16 protein-coding genes and 1 pseudogene are annotated in these 19,014 nt (G+C 27.0%); 2 read left to right on the top strand and 15 right to left on the bottom strand.

The features are described from left to right. Positions 1–537, top strand: a complete 537-nt coding sequence (fliL, locus tag ACD570_RS02780; protein WP_417904367.1) for a flagellar basal body-associated protein FliL — start codon at positions 1–3, stop codon at positions 535–537. Continuing rightward, on the top strand, positions 537–884 hold the full coding sequence (gene acpS / locus ACD570_RS02775) for a holo-ACP synthase (RefSeq protein ID WP_200280807.1): 348 nt from the start codon (positions 537–539) through the stop codon (positions 882–884). The genes fliL and acpS overlap by 1 nt, the downstream gene beginning before the upstream one ends. On the opposite strand, the gene ACD570_RS02770 is transcribed toward acpS, so the two are convergent. From ACD570_RS02770 to ACD570_RS02700, 15 genes and pseudogenes are all read right to left on the bottom strand, one after another. After that, positions 881–1,297, bottom strand: coding sequence for a hypothetical protein (locus ACD570_RS02770; protein WP_200280810.1), 417 nt, complete (start codon positions 1,295–1,297; stop codon positions 881–883). The genes acpS and ACD570_RS02770 overlap by 4 nt on opposite strands. After that, a complete protein-coding gene (locus ACD570_RS02765) occupies positions 1,278–2,660 on the bottom strand; it encodes a cytochrome P450 (RefSeq protein WP_337196926.1) in 1,383 nt (460 codons plus the stop codon). The genes ACD570_RS02770 and ACD570_RS02765 overlap by 20 nt, the downstream gene beginning before the upstream one ends. After that, on the bottom strand, positions 2,657–3,778 hold the full coding sequence (locus tag ACD570_RS02760) for a DUF829 domain-containing protein (RefSeq protein WP_337207632.1): 1,122 nt from the start codon (positions 3,776–3,778) through the stop codon (positions 2,657–2,659). The genes ACD570_RS02765 and ACD570_RS02760 overlap by 4 nt, the downstream gene beginning before the upstream one ends. Positions 3,779–3,848: 70 nt before the next feature. Continuing rightward, positions 3,849–5,030, bottom strand: coding sequence for a capsule biosynthesis protein (locus tag ACD570_RS02755; RefSeq protein ID WP_337207631.1), 1,182 nt, complete (start codon positions 5,028–5,030; stop codon positions 3,849–3,851). Beyond that, a complete protein-coding gene (locus ACD570_RS02750; protein WP_337207630.1) occupies positions 5,009–7,096 on the bottom strand; it encodes a capsular polysaccharide biosynthesis protein in 2,088 nt (695 codons plus the stop codon). Before ACD570_RS02750 ends, ACD570_RS02755 begins: the two co-directional genes overlap by 22 nt. An 81-nt stretch (positions 7,097–7,177) precedes the next feature. Beyond that, entirely contained in the window at positions 7,178–7,939 is a 762-nt protein-coding gene (locus ACD570_RS02745) for a phosphocholine cytidylyltransferase family protein (protein ID WP_337207629.1), read from the bottom strand. Then, positions 7,936–8,544: a gamma-glutamyl-CDP-amidate hydrolase gene (locus ACD570_RS02740; RefSeq protein ID WP_337207628.1), complete on the bottom strand. Its 609-nt coding sequence runs from the start codon at positions 8,542–8,544 to the stop codon at positions 7,936–7,938. The genes ACD570_RS02745 and ACD570_RS02740 overlap by 4 nt, the downstream gene beginning before the upstream one ends. Further along, positions 8,535–10,880 (bottom strand): PEP-utilizing enzyme, encoded by a 2,346-nt coding sequence (locus ACD570_RS02735; RefSeq protein ID WP_337207627.1) that lies wholly within the window; start codon positions 10,878–10,880, stop codon positions 8,535–8,537. Before ACD570_RS02735 ends, ACD570_RS02740 begins: the two co-directional genes overlap by 10 nt. A gap of 11 nt (positions 10,881–10,891) precedes the next feature. Next, a complete protein-coding gene (locus ACD570_RS02730) occupies positions 10,892–11,653 on the bottom strand; it encodes a class I SAM-dependent methyltransferase (protein WP_337207626.1) in 762 nt (253 codons plus the stop codon). A 45-nt stretch (positions 11,654–11,698) separates the two neighbouring features. Further along, a complete protein-coding gene (locus ACD570_RS02725; RefSeq protein ID WP_337207625.1) occupies positions 11,699–12,472 on the bottom strand; it encodes a class I SAM-dependent methyltransferase in 774 nt (257 codons plus the stop codon). Between the two features lie 53 nt (positions 12,473–12,525). After that, a pseudogene (locus ACD570_RS02720) lies at positions 12,526–14,413 on the bottom strand (DUF2972 domain-containing protein). A 63-nt stretch (positions 14,414–14,476) separates the two neighbouring features. Continuing rightward, positions 14,477–16,318: a DUF2972 domain-containing protein gene (locus tag ACD570_RS02715; protein WP_417904366.1), complete on the bottom strand. Its 1,842-nt coding sequence runs from the start codon at positions 16,316–16,318 to the stop codon at positions 14,477–14,479. After that, positions 16,311–17,048 carry a glycosyltransferase family 2 protein gene (locus ACD570_RS02710; protein WP_417904365.1) on the bottom strand — a complete coding sequence of 246 codons (738 nt, stop codon included), beginning with the start codon at positions 17,046–17,048 and terminating at the stop codon, positions 16,311–16,313. Before ACD570_RS02710 ends, ACD570_RS02715 begins: the two co-directional genes overlap by 8 nt. Continuing rightward, positions 17,045–18,577, bottom strand: a complete 1,533-nt coding sequence (locus tag ACD570_RS02705; protein ID WP_337207716.1) for a phosphotransferase — start codon at positions 18,575–18,577, stop codon at positions 17,045–17,047. Before ACD570_RS02705 ends, ACD570_RS02710 begins: the two co-directional genes overlap by 4 nt. Next, positions 18,574–18,972 carry an HAD hydrolase family protein gene (locus ACD570_RS02700; RefSeq protein WP_337207715.1) on the bottom strand — a complete coding sequence of 133 codons (399 nt, stop codon included), beginning with the start codon at positions 18,970–18,972 and terminating at the stop codon, positions 18,574–18,576. The genes ACD570_RS02705 and ACD570_RS02700 overlap by 4 nt, the downstream gene beginning before the upstream one ends. Between the last annotated feature and the right edge of the window lie 42 nt (positions 18,973–19,014).

Below are 19,014 nucleotides of genomic sequence, written 5' to 3'. Positions count from 1 at the left end.
ATGGATGAAGAATTAGAAAACGAAGAAAGCAAAAAGAAAAAAGGTGGAATGCTTGTAATTATTATAGTTATTTTGCTTTTTGTATTACTTTTAAGTATTATGGGTGTTATTGCTTGGCTTATTTCAAGTAGCTCTAGCGATGAAACAAAAATCAAAGAAGCTCCAAAAGAAGAGGTTAAAACAAGTAAAACAAAAAATTCAATTCTAACACAGCGTGGCAGTGATTATGCTAATATAGGTCCTATGTATTCTCTTGATCCTTTTACTCTAAATTTACTTAGCGATAGTGGATCAAGATATTTAAAATGTACTATCGACTTAGAACAAAATAGTGAGCTTTTAAAACCTGAACTTGATAAAAAAGTAGCTGTAATTCGTGATATTATCATCAGAACTTTAACTTCAAAAACTTTTGAAGAAATTAGTACTCAAAAGGGGAAAGAACGCTTAAAAGATGAATTGGTAGGCAAGATAAATGAAATCTTAACTGATGGTTTTATTAAAAACGTTTATTTTACAGATTTTGTTGTGTCTTAATGCGTGTAGGTTGTGATATCGTTTCTATTGATAGAATAGAAACGATTTATCAAAAGCATAAAAAGAATTTTTTAGATAAATTCCTAAACCCTAAAGAGCAGTTATTAATCAAAAGTCCTGCCAGTTTAGCAGGGTTTTGGGCAGCAAAAGAAGCTGCTAGTAAAGCTTTAGGAACTGGAATCAGTGATCTTTGTGGATTTTTAGATATAGAAATTTACAAAGATGAAAAAAATGCTCCCAAACTTCAATATTCTAAAAAAATTATGGAACACTTTTGCATCAAACAAACATCTCTTAGTATTTCTCATGATGGTGGTTTTGCTATTGCTATTGTTGTCTTAGTTTAATTCCCTATAGTTTGTTTATCTAAATTTTTTGAAAGTATAAAATCGACAACTGGCTGCTCTCTTTTATTGGCTCTTTTGCAATGATCTTTTTGAAAAAAATCAGTAATTTTAATCACTATTCTAGCCCATTTTTTACGGTTTCTTTCTCTCCACGCATGAGAAGATACACTCTCCCAAGCGTAACCATTAAACAAACTTGCATTAACAAAATGATCAAGTGCTCTTACACCTTGTCTTGCCCTTGCTGTATTAAAAAAAATTCCTACAATTACAATAAAAATATAACCCAAAACCGCCAAAGGAACGATAGCGCAGAGCAATAAAGTTCCTGCTAGCTTCTCCCTCAAGTTTCCTTTAAATTTATGCTTAAAATGAAAAAAAATCGCTCGATTTCTATTTTTCACCCTTAACATCCCTTTTACTAAATTTAATTCTCATTCCATTTGCTGATCTAATAGTCAAACGTCCTACGACATCTGGAATAAAATTTTCTTCAAGTTCTAATTTATAAGTTTTTAAAATATTAGCTAAAATCAAAATAGCCTCTTGCATTGCAAAGCCTTGTCCTATGCAAATTCTCTCTCCAGCCCCAAAAGGTAAATATGCATCTTTTTTATATTCCTCATCAAAACGAGAAGGATTAAATTCATTAGGATTTTGCCAAAAACTTTCATGACGATGTATAAGCCAAGGTGCTATTACAACTCCTGATCCTTTTTTAATAGTTTTATCTCTTACAATAGTATCTTTATTGGCTTCTCTTGCAAAAAATCCTACAGGAGGATAAAGTCTTAATGATTCTTTAAAAATATTAGTTAAATATTTAAATTGTTTCAAATGTGAAATTTCAATAGTCTCATCTTTTAAAATTTGAATAATTTCTTCATAAGCTTTTTGCTGCTCTTTAGGATAAAGACTAAGTAAATAAAGCGTCCAAGTTAAAGAACTAGCCGTAGTTTCGTGGCCTGCTAAAAAAAGCATCGCCACTTGATCTAAAATCTCTTCAAATGAAAAACGCTGATTGGTTTGCGAATCAACCACTAAAAGTAAAGAACTTAAAATATCCTCAAATTTCCCAGACTCTCCCGAGCTAACAGCTTCATAACGAGGTTTTATAATATCACTTAAAACCTGCCTTATTGTATCTCCCGCCTTTGCTCGTTTGCGATCTCCTAAAACATAGGAAAGCCATTTTGGAAAGTGAAACATACGACGCATAGCTGTATGTACACTTTGCTCTTGAAAAATTACAAAAGCATCGAGTATTTTTTTACCTTTTTTTGCATCAAGTTTAGAAGACATAATGGTGCGAAAAATAACATCAGCCGTAACAAAGGTCATGGCTTCATCTACTTCAATCACAGAATTATCTGGATATTTGTCAAAACGTTCCATCATATCTGCTACAGCCTCGCTCATAAGGTTAAAAACCTTATTAATACGTGTCATTTCAAAACTAGGTCTTAATAATTCACGTTGTTTTTTCCAAACTTCTCCATTGGTTGTGAAAATACTTTCTCCTAAAAGTGGACTTAAAAGCTCGTGCAAAAAAGCACTTTTTGGAAATTCCTTAACCTCATCAACCATCATTCTTTTTACTTCTTTGGTATCATTGATTACATAAAGATCAAAATTAGGCATTTTAACATAGCCTGTTTGCATTTTATAACTACGCTCATAAAGCCCATCAAGCCAAGATCTACGCTTAAGTAAAAAAGTTAAAAATGTAGAAGCCTTATTTTTATAAGGTTTTGGATAGAAAGGACATCTACTCATACTTTTATCTCCTTTTCTAAAAATTCAGATGATAAAACAAAACTAAAAAAATCATAGCTACCCTTAATACTTGGACTATAAAGATATAAAAAATGTGCTTTATTTTTATCTTTTTTGATTTTTTTATATTCATTTTTTTCATACAAAGTATGAAATTTGGCACTTAAAAAATGCGGTTTAAATTTCGCATTGACACCACTTGTACGAAAAAAATCAACTTGAGGAAAACACGCCCCATCAATAACTGAAGTGTAATCATACCATTTTAAATCAAATTGAGAAATAAATTCTAATTTTTTTCTAAAATCATTAGATTTTTTTTGATAACTCACCAAAGGAATACACTCACCCAAGGTAATAATTTTTAATTTATTGAATATTTTTTGTTCTAAATTTTGCTTTAAAATAAAATCCAAAACCTCAATACAAACTATTGTTCCAACACTATGAGCTACTAAAATTAATTCATAATTTTCATTATTTTTATTCTGCTTTAAATTTTGCAAGATTGTATCAGAAAATATTTTAATTCTCTCTTGCATCAACCCTTCTTTTTTATTGTGCCAATTTGCACAAAAAGCACAAATTCTAGCTATCCAAAATACAGCCAATTTCCTACCAAGTTTAAATGAAAAATGAAAAATTAAAAATGAAAGCAAAAATCCTAGAATAATTGACAAAGAAAAATGTATATAATTTTTAGTAAGAAAAAAAGATTCAAAACCTATAAATAAGGAGAAAATTAAAGAAAGAATCACATAAAAAAAAGGGTAATATCCAGTAATTAATTGATAAATAGATTCTTTTCCAAATTTGATAAAAAGCCCTGTAATTGTATAAATTCTAAAAAAACTATAACAATCTTTTAAAGCATCTAAATAACTTTCTGACCAATTTTTTTTGACAATATCATTCCAAGTTAAAAAATGATATTTAAGCTTTATATTTTGACTTTCAACTTTAAAAAAAGGAAAAGTTTTATGATGTTCAACCTTGCTAATACTAGCTTGAATATCAAACTGATCAGAATACTTTTTTAAATTTTTTTTAAATAAATCATAATAATACCTATAACTTTTAGGATCATATCCTGCAATATAAAATACATCTCTATTCATAAAAATCAATTTCTCAAATTATTTTTCTTAAAATTATAACAATTTTTTTAAATTTTATTAATTAAAAATTTTACTTTAACGAATTTTTATAAAAATTTGTATTAAATTGATTGGTTTTTAAAAGATAATTTTTATATTGAGATACCAAAACTGGATTTGGTTTATAAGCGTGAGCTTCTCTCCAAAAAAAATGAAGCTTCTTAGGATAGGTTAAACCGTCAAAATCATAAAAAGCCTTACCGCAAACTTTAGTAGGACAACCATCTAAAATAGCACTTAGGCCAACAGTAGAATTTATAGTAATACATCCTAAGGCATTTTTTAAAAGTCTTGGCAAATGAGTATCATGGACATATAAAACTCTTCCTTCAACGTGATATTTCTCACTAACCATTTGAATAAATTTAAAATAATTTTTATATCCTCTATCCATAGGATGATGTTTAAAAACCAAGTAAGACTTAGCTCTAGCATGATTTGCAAAAGAAAGTATAGTTTCTTCTATAAATTCTTCCATACTTTTTTTATAATGATATTTCACTTGAGTGTCATTATAAACTTGCAAAATAGCTAAAAAATATTTCTTTTTAAGATTATTGTAAATCTTATCGTTTAGTCTTTTTTCTGTAAATTTATAAAAATATTTTCTATATAAAGATCTAAGCCAAAATAAAAATTCAAAAGGATATAAGGTGCGATGATGAAGATTATTGTTAAAAAATGGAGCCAAAAGAAACGAGAATAGCCAATATAAAAAAGCATAAAAGGCCATATATTTAAATCCACCAGGAATTTCTTTAATTGATTTTTTGCTACATATTTTTTGATTAAGATAAAAATTTTTATTACGAGGTAATAAGGAATTTGCATTAACACCATTTTTTTCAAAAGTAATGCAATAAGGTCTTAAATATCCTTCTTCAAAAATCCAAACATCGATATTTAATTTTTTAGCAAGTTCTATAGCCTTTTTATGGATCAATCGACAATCATTATACATCAAAATAGCTTGGACTTTATATTGCTTAAAAATTTTTTCATAAAACTGCGTTAAATTCTCTTCTTTGCCCTTATAAATTTTTCCACTAGGATAAAATAAAAAGTCCCCACCATTAAAATTAATTTTTAGAATTTTAGCATTGTATTTTTTAAGTTTTTTTGCTAAGCGATAAAAAAAATTACCTACTGGTCCTTGCAAAAGAATAACACTTTTTCTGCTAAATTCTTTTTTTATTTTTTGATCAAATTCCATTTTAACACTACAAATTCGCAAATTCTTCTTATTTTTCTTAATATAAAAATTCTAAAATCAATGATTATTTTTCGATAAGGTTTAGAAAAATAATCATTTTGCATTTTTAGCATTATATCCAAACAAAGTTCAATTTCACATAAGTTTTTTGTTTTTGGATGAATATATCTTGGATACTGTATCAAAACACCAGCAACCAGCTCTTCTAGAGTCAATTTTCTTATTCGCCTTGAGCATTTTTGTCTATCTTGAGTTAAACCCCAACCCGCATAAAAAGGCATACCATAAGTAAAGACTTTTTTGAAACGCAAAAGTGCATCAAACCCTGAAGTAGAAGTAATCGTATGTACTTCATCACAAATTTTTATTGCACTATCTATGCTACAATTTTTTATAATCTCATCACAATATTGTAAAATAATTTTTTCATCTTTTAAGCCTTTGCGATTTCCACTTAAAACATCAGGATGGGGCTTAAAAACAATATAGGCATCTTGATTTTTTAATCTTACTTCTTTAATCAAATCCAAAGTCGATAACCCAAAACCGCCTAAAATCATTGAGGCATCATCCTCAACTTGTGCAGGAATAAGAATAATTTTTTGTCCTTTTTTAGCATTAATCTTAATATCTTGATGTTTAATGCCATTGTATTTTGAAAATTTATTTTTTTTTAAAATGTGGATAATATTTTTTGCTCTTGATAAAATTTGTTCATCGAAAATTTCATTTTGCAAGATACTTTCCAAGCGACTCTCTTGATTTGGATCAATATAAAGCCCTTTATCATCAACTATTAAAGAATAAGGACGTGTAAGATCAGAACCTAAAGAAATTGAACGAATAAAACCATCTTCTACTAAAGAAATTTTTGGAATAAAATCGCTTAAATTTTCATCTTGTGCTTTTTTTATAAGAATATTTTTTAACTCATTAAAATCGACTCTCTTACCCCAAATGAAAAATTTATCACTTTTTGTTAGTTTTATATCTTTTAAACAATCTAATAAATCCAAAAATATGATTTTGTTGTTTTTAGCAATAAAAAAAGGTTTTATAAATTTTCTTTTCCATTTTGAAAAACCGAAGAAAAAAAGTCTATTGGAATTTTCTTGCTCTATGCTTTTATATTTTGCTAAAGTATTAAGTGTATCAAAAATATCGCTTTTTTTATTTAAATAAGGGTTAAAATACTGACTATAAAGCATATAAGCGATATAAAACACCTCTTCAAGACTTCTTTTTTTAACCCTTCTTGGGCATTTTTGTTTATCTTGCGTTAAACCCCAACCCGCATAAAAAGGCATACCATAACAAATACACTCACAACCCATAATCAAAGCTTCAAAGCCCATTCCAGAAGTTTTAGTATAAACCTTATGAAAATATTTTAACAAAGCCAAAGGATTAAAATTTTCGCTTATAATCTTACACTCCTTAGGTAAAGAATGTACATCGAAATCACTTTGTTTTTTTCCACTTAGTACATCAGGATGAATTTTGATATAAATTTCACTATTAGGGTTTTCTTCTATAGCATCTTTTATTATTTCATTAGTGCTGGTATTTTGTGTTAAACCATATTGTAGCGATACATCGTTTGCAGTTTGAGCGATGATTAAAACACGATTTTTATCCTGAAAAAAATAATTATTTGGAATATCTAAATTATTATTATATTTACTAATTTTATTTTTTTTTAAAAGCTCTATAGCTCTTTTAGCATTATTTAATTCATCTTGATTTAACTCGTAAGTATTTAAAAGATTTTCCAACCTTGAAGATTTAGTAGCATCATAATAAATTCCAATATCATCACAAACCAAGCTAAAGCTAGGTGCATTTTCAACGCCCAAATTTAAAGATCTTATAAAACCATCTTCTAAAAGCATAAATTTTGCATTATATTTTTGAGCTAATTCTTGCGCTCTTAAACCAGATTTTTTACGCCCCCAACCCATAAAAATATCGTGTTTGTTACATTTTGAAAAAATATTAAAAAATAAAACAGAATAAAAATTTTTAACACTAATGATTAGTTTTTTTGAAATTGAATAATACTTCATAACAAATTTTCTTAATTATAATAACAAAGATACCATTATATCAAACAAATCTAAAAAATTAAAATATTAAAAAAATTATAACTAAATTTGAATTTCTAGATCACTTTTAAAATCAATCTCGCACCAATTTCCTTGGATTCTTACAACTTTAGCATTATGAAAATGATCAATTAAAGCTTGTAAAAAACTTGTCATATACATATTATTAAAATCTTTTCCATCATATAAAGCATTTCTATCTAAATGATCATAAAAATCAATAAAAGATGATAAAAAATCAGAGCTTATTTTAAAAAGACCGATATACTGTCCTTGAATTTGATCATAATTTTGTGCTTTTTTACCCAATTCTATTATAAAATTATTTTTATCTATTTTTAATGTTTCTGCATCCTCAAGAGGATTTTCAAATCTTCTTTGCCAAAGTTTTTTCCAATCCTCATCAATAACAATAGCTAATGGATCTTTTGCTTTTTTTAAAAGTTCAATTGTGTCTTTAAAATAAACAATATCTGCGTAAGAAACAATCAAATCTTGTTTATCCTTAATACAAGTTTGTAAAAATTCCCTAGCGCAAAAAAGAGTATATAGCATATTAGTTGATGAATAATTTTCATTAATATAAAAATGATTTAGTCCAAAACGCTCTTGGATAAAATTTTTTAAAATATCAAATAAATATCCACCTACGATAGCAATTTCATCAATCCCAGCTCCTTTTAAAGCCTGAATTTCATAAGATATAAGCTCTTGATTTTTATACTTAACCATACATTTTGGATTATTTTGCGTTAAAGGCATTAATCTTGATCCAAAGCCTGCTGCTAAAATAATAGCTTTCATTTTTTCTCCTTTATAAGATCAAGCCATTTTTTTAAAATACTTATATTTTCAAGCCCATTTTCTCTTTCTATATGCCACATTATTCCATAAATATTTTTATCTTTGTGTTTAAAAGCTTCTATACTTTCATCGTTTGCTTTAGCTAAACTTATCAAATCTTCTCCTAAGTTCACAATAGCATAATTATGAAAAGAATTAACCATGTAATTTACATCATCAAAAATAATTTCATGATTTCCTATATGATTTATACAAGAATTTAAAGAAGAACCAAAATAATGTGCGATCATTTGCGCACCTCTACAAATTCCTAAAAGCGGTGTATTTGTTTTTAGACAATACTCAATAATTTTCCTCTCATAAGCATCTCTTTTTTGAGATAAAACACTATGATCGTAAATACTTAAATCATTTCCTCCACTTAAAATCACAGCATTAAGATGTTTTTCATAGATATTAAAATCAATTTCATAACTTAAAGGCAAAGGTAAAAATCCCGAAAATAAATTTAAATTAAAAAGCCTTCCCCAATCTAAAGCTAATGCTTCCCTTTCCTCAAAATAGTTTTGATTGCAAATAAGTCTTTGAGTGATCCCTATAAACAAAATATTTGCTCACTTTCACATTCTATGTTTATTTTACTTGCTTTAAGATAGGTTTTAAAATTTTCCTCTCCAACGCCTATAACAGCTGGAAGTCCTAATTCTGAAGCCCTAATAGCCATATGAGAATTAGCACCCCCATAACAGGTAATAAATCCTGCAATTTTTTTAGCAAATAAATAATCATATCCTGGATCTGCAGCATAAATTAAAACTATCTTTCCTTCTAAATCTTGATCGCTTTCTCTAGCTGTATTTGCAATAATACTTTTTTGAGTGATGAAATTAGGAATAATGCGATGTACATAAAAAGAAAAAATTTGATCAGAACTTGATAATAAAGAAGGTAGCTTTATAGCTTGAGTTAATTCATACTCTTTTTTATGACGTGAAATTTCTTCTAAAAATTGCTCTTTAGGGTTAATAGAATAAAGGCTCGAATAAAGATTTAAAATACTTTTAATATCAAGATGTGCTAAATCTTCTTTTTCAATTTTATAATAACGCCCTAATTCTTCTATATAAAATAAAGCCTTAGATAATAAACGCGTAAATTCAAATTTTACCCATTCTCTACCCTCTATAGCCTGCTTTAAAAAATCAAAAAATTCTTCAAAATCAACCTCTAATCCATGCTCTTTAAGTAAGATATTTAGTTGTTCTTGTTTTTGTTTTGATATTTTAAATATTTCATCATTAAAATGTGACTTATTTTCCAATTTTTTCTCATTAATATTAAAATACAAATCAAAATTTTCATCATATCTAGGTGATAAAATATTATAAGTTCCAGCTCTTAAATGTCCAAATTCATTTAAAAATTCTTCCTTATTGTTTTCATTAAGTTCAAAGGTTTTGTGACTTAAAACTTTACTTACTGTATTTAAAGAATTTAAAAAACTATTTTTTTCTTCTTTAGTAAAAAAATTAATTTCAACCAAAGAGTTAAGAAGTTGCATTGCTACAAAACCAGCTCTTGCAACACCTGCAAAAGGTAGAGTTCCATAACGCTTACATTCTTCTAAAAGCCAATAAATTTTATCAATCAAAGAAAAGTCAGATTTAATGATATTTTCATATCTTTGCCTTAATTTAGATGCTTTTTTAATATCCTTTAAATAAAGCCCAGAAGAAGGATTAATGATTTTATTAGTTAACTCAAGTAAGCTAAATTCCAAACGCTTGATTTCATTTTCATTAAAACCATGTTCCAAAAGCTCTTTAAGTTTAGATGGGGTATAAAAATCATAACAAGAATACACTATGCTAAATTCGATTTTATCATGCAATTCATGATTTTGATTTAATTTATTAAGATAAAAATTAGCTAGTTTTTTAGCAATCTTTTCATCTAAATTCTTTGGGATAAAAGAATTAAAAGAAAGTCTTACATCAACAAAAGGTATACCTAAAAAAGAATGAATTAAAGGGTGAGATCTTAAGTCCCTGTAGCCATAATTATCACGTTGATAAGCCCAAATATTATCGGTTATAATTTCTTTATATAAACTAAAGGCTAAACGCTTTGGTTTTAAACCTATAATCTCAGCAGGATTCCAATCAGGCATAACTCCAAAAAGTGCCTTATCGCCTAAAACCCTAGGGCGTAATTCTTGCAAAGATATGAAACGTTTAGCAAATCTCTCCAAGGCTTCTTTAGGCAAAGCATTAAAAAGATTATTTTTATTGTGCATAACAAGAGGTCTAACTTGCAAACAAATAAGCTCACTTTTATGCTCTAACCTAGCAAAAGCAAATTCAACATCTAAAAAGCAGCAATTATATAAATTCTCTAACTCTTTAATTAACTCTATAATTTGCTTTACTTTTTCATCTTTAAATTCTAAACTTTGGCGATAGTGATAATAAGTCTTGGCATTTTTTACACTTCCATCGGTAATAGAATTACTTGAGCCACTTTCATCATACTGTAAACAAAAATAAGGGGAAAAATTATCTTTATCTACACTAAAACCTACTCCACAAAGTTCTATATTTTCGAGCATAGGTTGAATTAGAATTTCATCATCTTTTGAGGGCATAGAATTTCCAACTTTTTCTAAAGCTTGCAAAAGTTCTATTTTATCGTTAGTTAAAACGTTTGCAAGGGATAAAAAAGCTCCGGCATTAGAATTTACCATACTATCTTCACCTGAAGATGAACTTCTGATAATCACTTTTTCGGTATTTAAATGAGAAATTTTGTTAAAAATCGCTTCTTTATTTTGTTCTAATTCTTTAAGCGAAGTTAAAACCAAAGGTAAAACTTTTGCTTTGGTTAATTTTGATTGTAAATTATAAAGATTTTTAGCCTTGGTTTGAAAATTTAACTCCGCCATGTTTTCCCCATTTATATCTTTTTAGCACTCCAGCAACGTGTAGTATACTTAATATCAAATTCCTTAGGAAGTCTCTCTATGATCTTTTGACTTATCTTCTCAAAAAGCTCATTTCCTTCTTTTGTTTCCAAATCCCAATAAGGATTTTTAACACTTCTCCATGCATTAATATAATTTTCAATGCTTTGATGAAAATAAAAATCTTCTTCTATATAAACTATATTATCAAAAAGATCTTTACGACTTTCTATAATAGGTCTTTGATCTTCCCTTCTAGTTCCTCTTGTATATTTTGGAACAAATTCTATAATAGTATCCTCAGCGATCTTTTGCATCGGATCATTTAAATCTCTGTGATTCCACATACAAGAAAAATAACCGCCTTTTTTAAGCAAACGATGCGCTTCATTTAAAGCTTCATTTCTATCCATAACATTAAAGCTGCTTCCAAAAGTAACCCAATCAAAATAAGAATTTTCCAAAGTTGAGTCAATTCCAGTTGCTCTAACCCACTCTATACTTTGCCCTTTAGTTCTTTCAATACCAATTTCTCTCATAGCGTCATTTGGCTCTACTGAAACAACATTGCAATTTCTTTCAAGCAACATAATACTCAAATTTCCTGTTCCAGCTCCAATATCAGCAACTTTTAAATTTTTACCTCCAACTAAAGTAATCAACATATCTATAGTTTTTGGTGCATAATTTGGCCTATAGCTATAAAATTTTGCATGCTTGGTATAATCCCATACTTGTTCTACTAATTTTTCCATTTATATTCCTTTTTTCATCTTCCAAGCTAGATGAAAAAAGGATTTTTATGCTTTTTTAACTGTCCAAGCCCTTATTTTATAAGGTATTTCTATATTTTGCATCTTTGAAATTTTAGCTTCTATCATTTCTAAAATTTCTTTCCATCTTTTTTCACCTGCTTGTGCTTGTATATCATTTACAGAATGCCAAGCTCCAAGATAACGCTCTTTATCCCAAATTTCCTTATAGTCGCATTCCATAAAAAAGCAGTCCGTAAAATCCCCTGTTGAAACAAGGATTTCTTCCCATTTTTTAACATTTTGACTTCCACTACTCACACGAGCAAGCTCTGGAACAATATGTTTAATTTCCTTTTCAATCTCATCAAAAAGCGAACCTTCTACAATATGACGTGGATTCCAAATCGCAGTGAAATACCCCCCCCCATTTAGCACTCTTACAAATTCAGGTAAAGATTTATTTGGATCCGTCCAATGAAAAGAACTAGCCATGATCACCCAATCCGCACTTTGATCTTGCATATGAGTTTGTTCGCCACTTCCTTTATGCCAAGAAATGTTAGAAAATTCTTGAGTAAATTTTTTCCCTTCTTCTCGCATATTATCATTTGGTTCTACTGCATTGATTTGACATGCAAACATTTGAGCTAACATCTTAGTAAGCTTACCTGTTCCAGCTCCAACTTCAACGATATTAAGATCTTTTAGATCTTTTTTATTATCATTGATACAAGCAGCTAACTTTTCCAATAAAAATGGACTATAAGCAGGTCTATTGTGATAATGCTTTGCAACTTCTGTAAAATCACCTTGTCTCATAACTCTCCTTTAAATTGATTTGTAATTATATCTTATATAATTTTATTGTTTCATTAATTACTGTTGTTTTCTATTTGTTTTATTTCGCTCTCACCATCCAACTCTTCACACATTTTTTCAAATTCTTGGTAGTATTTCCAAGAAGCTACTATATCGGGACGATACTTTTTAATATGGACTAATTCTTTGTCTAATATATTTTTCAATTTTAGCCTTAACTCTTTATTCTCTTTAAAATAATTCAAAACATCTTTTTCTTTAAATAATTTAGCCCTTTCTAATTCTATTCTCTCTTCTAAAGCTTTTACGAAATTATTTAAATATTTTTTAGTAGCGTCAAATAAACTATTATCTTTTTTTAGACGTTCAAATTCTTGTTGTTTTAAAAATATTCCTAAATTTTCATATTTTAGAGGATGATCAAAAAATTCTTTAGTAAAATTAATATATTCTTTGGATTGTTTATAAAATTCAATTAAATTATTGGAAGAAATTAATATATATATACTGCTTTTATCTTTATAAACCACATCATCATTCTTGATTATATTTTTTTTGTTTGCATAAAAATTAAGAGGAATAAAAAGCATTAAATCCCCATTCATAATTCCCTTAAAAAAAAGTTTATCAGTGGGCTTTTCAAAATTAAACTTATCCGCTAAATCACACATAGTATCAAATGCTCTTGCTGGTTTTATTTCTTCCATGTCAAGATAAAAAATATCTCTATACCGTAAAAAATTAATCAAAGAAGTTTGAAAAAGAATATCATTGATAATCCATCTTGGCAAATATTTCATCGAAGGCTCTTCCGAATAACAAAAATTCTTTCCAAAATCTCCAACATACATTTTATTTTTAAAAACATCATAAACATTAGTGTTTAAATTAAGATCTTTTATGCTATTTGGATTAGCAATAGGATGATTTATCCCTGTTTTTAATCTTGATATAGGATCTCTTACCAAAAAAAGGATTGGAATTTTTTTATCTATTAACTTAAAAAACTTATCAAAATCCTTCATATTATAAGATAAGCTTAGTTGAGAGTAAACAATAATGTTAAATTGCTTTTTTTGTAAAAAAATATAATGATTTAAATATCTAATTTTCATAGGATCAGTATGATGATATAAATAATTTAATTTGCATTTCTCAAAAAAAGACATTATGGCACCATATCCCGAAAGGGTTCCTGCTAAAAACACAAACTCATAATTATCTGGCAAAGGTAAATTCATTTCCCATGCAAGTTCAGCAGGTATAGTTTTATAGTTTATTTTTTCTTTTTCATCATTAAGTTTTTTAGGATCAAGTAAAGATGGATAAGGATGATTTTCTTTTTTATATTTTTCATTAAAATCATTAGATAATAACCATTCTTCTATAAGGTTAAAATTCTTTGCAACATAATCAAAGTTATGAAAGATATTATCTATAATAGGTTGATAATCTTTATGAATATTTAATAGGTTTTTTATTTTAGGAAATTCTTTTAAGAATAATTGTTTGTTATTTAATAAATTCTCAAAAATAGTAGAATTAATTTGATCAAATTCCTTAAAAAATATTTTGAAATAATTTAAATTCTTTATTGGCTTTTTTTATATTTTTAGCTAATGTAAATATACTTCCTTTATACCAGGTTTTAAAAGTTTTGTTTAGAACTTCACCCAACATATAAGATAAATGAAAATAACATTTTAAAGCTTCATTATAGTCAGGACATTGTTTTAATTCAGGATATTTAAGAGTAGGAAAGACTTTGATGGTTTCTTGATAGATTTGTTTTTCTTTTTTGTGTTGTTTTTTAATATTATAAAGCTTTTTAAATAAGGTTAAATACCCCCCCCCATTTTTATTATATTCAATCATAGCTTGACCTAATTTATAAGCTAAATGATTTTTGATTCTTTCTACGGCTGAGTTGGGGTTATGCATGGTGGTTCCTTAAGGTATTTAAATAAAGAAAAAATTATATCATAAAAAAATAATAATTTTATTTTAATCTAACTCTTCACACATTTTTTCAAATTCTTGATAATATTTCCAAGAAGCTACTATATCAGGGCGATGCTCTTTGATATGAACATAATCTTTATCTAGCACATCCTTTAATTGTAATGCCAAATCTTTATTTTTTTTCAAATAATTTAAAATATCTTCTTCTTTAAAAAATTTATTTCTTTCATTCTGTTCTTGAATATACATAGCATAAATAAAATCATGAATATATTTTTTTACTCTATCAAATATTTTCTTGCACTTCTTTAAAATATCATAATCAAGTAAATTACACAAACAAACAATATTATCAAAATAGGTATTTTCCTTAAAAATCATATGATTAATATTAATCTTATTAATCATATTCTTAGTTATCTGATATGTTGAAATTAAAATTTCTATACTTTTATCTTTATCATCAATATCCTCATAATCTTTTAAAAAAACTGTTAATGTAAAAGGCAATAAAACCAATATATCATTACGGCACACCTTTGCTCTAAAAAAAAGTTCATCTTCTGGCTTAGGAAAATGAAAAATTTGAGATAATTTTTTAAAAGTATTAAAAGCATACTCTTGTGTAATATCATCCATATTTATATAATATATTTTTTCGATAGAATGCTTTAAGGACTCGATTCTATAGTTTAATATATTTATATTACCATCTAAATATCTTAATAAATTATTTAAATTTGGCCGTCTTCCATGGCTGTATTCTACAATACCATTTTTTATAAATGTTTGATGATATAAAATCGCACTCTTTATATAGCTTTTGTAATCAAAATCTAAAGATATTTTTCTTATAATTTGATCATTGTTTTGATGATGATTAACCAAAGGTTTTAATAATGATATAGGATCCCTTACAACACATAAATAAGGAATTTTTTTAGTAATTAAAAAAAATAATTTATCTGTATCATTGATAACTTTATGACCAGAAAGAACCAAAACATTATAATTTTTACTATTTGTTAAAAGTTTATAACTGTCTAAATAGCGATTATAATTATTATTAATCCTTGCATTCATGCTGATTTTACAACCTCTTAAAAATTTATCCATCGCATCACTTCCAGCACCAAAAATACTCAAAAACACAAACTCATAATTATCTGGCAAAGGTAAATTCATTTCCCATGCAAGTTCAGCAGGTATAGTTTTATAGTTTATTTTTTCTTTTTCATCATTAAGTTTTTTAGGATCAAGTAAAGATGGATAAGGATGATTTTCTTTTTTATATTTTTCATTAAAATCATTAGATAATAACCATTCTTCTATAAGGTTAAAATTCTTTGCAACATAATCAAAGTTATGAAAGATATTATCTATAATAGGTTGATAATCTTTATGAATATTTAATAGGTTTTTTATTTTAGGAAATTCTTTTAAGAATAATTGTTTGTTATTTAATAAATTCTCAAAAATAGTAGAATTAATTTGATCAAATTCCTTAAAAATATTTTGAAATAATTTAAATTCTTTATTGGCTTTTTTTATATTTTTAGCTAATGTAAATATACTTCCTTTATACCAGGTTTTAAAAGTTTTGTTTAGAACTTCACCCAACATATAAGATAAATGAAAATAACATTTTAAAGCTTCATTATAGTCAGGACATTGTTTTAATTCAGGATATTTAAGAGTAGGAAAGACTTTGATGGTTTCTTGATAGATTTGTTTTTCTTTTTTGTGTTGTTTTTTAATATTATAAAGCTTTTTAAATAAGGTTAAATACCCCCCCCCATTTTTATTATATTCAATCATAGCTTGACCTAATTTATAAGCTAAATGATTTTTGATTCTTTCTACGGCTGAGTTGGGGTTATGCATGGTGGTTCCTTAAGGTATTTAAATTTTCATATTCAGCAGGTGTTCCGCAAAATATTACATCATCAATGCTTATTTTATGATATTGGATATTTTTTTTCTGCTGGATCAAAGAATTATACATAGGAGCTATATAAAATTCACCTTTGCTAAGATTATTTTCTTTTTGCATTGTATCAAATATTTCTTTAAAATATACCGCTTTTTTAAAATAATACAAACCACTGCTGCACAAACTAGAAATTCTTTCTTTTTCTGTAGTTTTTAAAACTGTATTATTTTCACCAGGTAAAACAAAGGACCATTGTTCACCCTCGGCTTCAAATACTTCTAAATAGCCATCGATTTTAGAAAAATCTAAAGTTTTAGGCAAAGAAAAATCGGGTCTAAAAGTATCGATATTAAAAATTAAAACACTCTCATCATCTTTAATTTTTGCTTTTTGAATTCCCAAAGCTACAGTATGTGCCTGTCCTAAAGTTTCTTTATCTAATTTAATACTCTCATATAAATTAAGATTTAATTTTTCACATTCTTTTTCTATAAATCCTTTTGTATCTTGTATATCTCGATAAATAAAAATAAATTTGCACTCATTAAAATATTTTTTAAAGCTATTTATTGCATGGAAAAATACACTATTTCCTTTTAAATCAAGCATATATTTTGGCTTAGTATAACCTGCTTTAGTAAAACGACTGCTAAGTCCGGCCATAGGAAAAATTATGATCATCCTTCCTCCTTAAAAAACTCATCATAAAGTCTATAAGCATTAGCTAACAATGCTATTTGTTTAATTTTTGAATCATTATGCAAAGGCAACATAGATAAAAACAAATGGATGCATAAAGCTTTTATATTTTCATCTATATTAAAAATTTGTAAAAATTCTTTTTGAATGCTTGATAAATTTTCATTTTTATTAATAAAAAATTCTATCTGATCCTCTGTAATATCACACTCAAAAAAACCTGCAATGATAAAATCATAAAGACCAAAAACAGAATGAATAAGTTTTGCAAAATCATAATTTTTATCCCCATAAGGAGTTATATTTTCATTAAAATCAAATCCCCTAGGATCAAAAACTTTAATTCTACCTGATCTAAAATCATACATTATGTTTGAAAAGCAAAAATCCCCATGAATAAAACAATTATTTTTACTTTTGTGTAAATACAAGTCTAATTTTTCTATCAAATGATAAACGCTTGGATAAATTTTGGAATTAATTTTGATATTTTTTTGCAAATCAATATCGCTTTGCTTTTGAAATTCATTTAATCTTTGCAATGTTTTCTTTTTATAATCAAAATTTGTACAGCTTATATTTTCATTTTTTATCGAAAAAGAATGCAAATGATCCAAAAATTCTTTCAAAGAATAAAAAATTCTTTTCCAAACATAATGGGGTAAATTCCCAAAAACCAAAAGTTCGGACAAGGTATTGTTATAAATATATTCGATTTGATAGCTATTTGATCCATTTAAAACTTTAGGAACATAAAGAATCATTTCTTTTGGAAGCCTTTCAAACCAATTTATTTCGGCTTGAATTTTTTTCTCCCATTTTGATGTTTTTTTAATATAACCATTTTTAAAACTTATACTATTAAAAATTCTTTGAGTACTTACAACTTGCTTAGAATGAAAATAACTTGTAATAAGCCCAAAGTCAAGCCAAGTATCATTTTCGATAACATTAAAAGGATAAGTCTTTGAATACGCTTTTAAGCCACCAATAAAAGAATAATTGTTCTCAACTATAGATTTAATTAAAAATTTAGGATCAGTAATACTATACGCACCGGTTAAAATGAAATCTTTACCTTTTGTTTTGTTTATAGTTAAAAAATCATCATCCAAGTAGGCCCACTCATAGCTTTCCCTTACCTTGATTACTTGCAAGGAATCGTCTTTAAATGAAAGATTTTTAAAAAAAGTGTCTCCATGCAAAATATACAAATACTTATTAAAATTACAACCGATATTTAAGCAATAAACTATAGATTCACCTAGTGATAAATTTTCAGGCACAAATAAAAGTTCAACGCCCAATTCATTAAGTTTTTTTCGATCATAATGATTCAGTTTAAAACTTTTAGGCAAGGACAAGATAATTTTTTGCTTTATATCTTTAAAAAGCTCTACTTGATATTCATAAAGTCTTTTATTTCCCAAAGGCAAAAAAGAAGGAGGTATTTTGCCAAATTCTAAAGTAAAATCAGCAGATAAATATTTAGCAGAAGTAATAAGTATCATCGGTTTCCGCCATCTTGATATGGATTTTCTTTTTTTAAAAGCTCTTTAATTTCTTCATATTTAAGGTTAATAAATTCAGAAGGACGAATAGCCTTATCATCCACATAAAAACCATCAAATCCACACCAAGGTTTGCCGACAATGATATCATCGTAAGGAATTTTATGTTTATCAAGCCAAGAGGTGATGATGGGTAAAGTATGCGTTTTGATTTTTTCTATATCATTGTTAAAAGTTCTCATATTGCGACTTGTAAAAATAGTAATCTTAAATCCCATTTTTTTATACTCTCTTATAGTTTCTATTAGAGCAAGATTTGGATTTTTATCACAGTAATCAACTTTATCATCATCGATAGTTAAAGTTCCATCTAAATCTATAATTATGGTTTTCATTGATTTTTAAATTTAACTTTCATGGATTTTGTTTTAAAATAT

The organism is Campylobacter sp. LH-2024, from assembly GCF_048270605.1.
GTDB lineage: Bacteria > Campylobacterota > Campylobacteria > Campylobacterales > Campylobacteraceae > Campylobacter_D > Campylobacter_D molothri.
The sequence above is the reverse complement of the archived record's forward strand: the minus strand, read 5'-3'. Positions and strand labels throughout refer to the sequence as shown.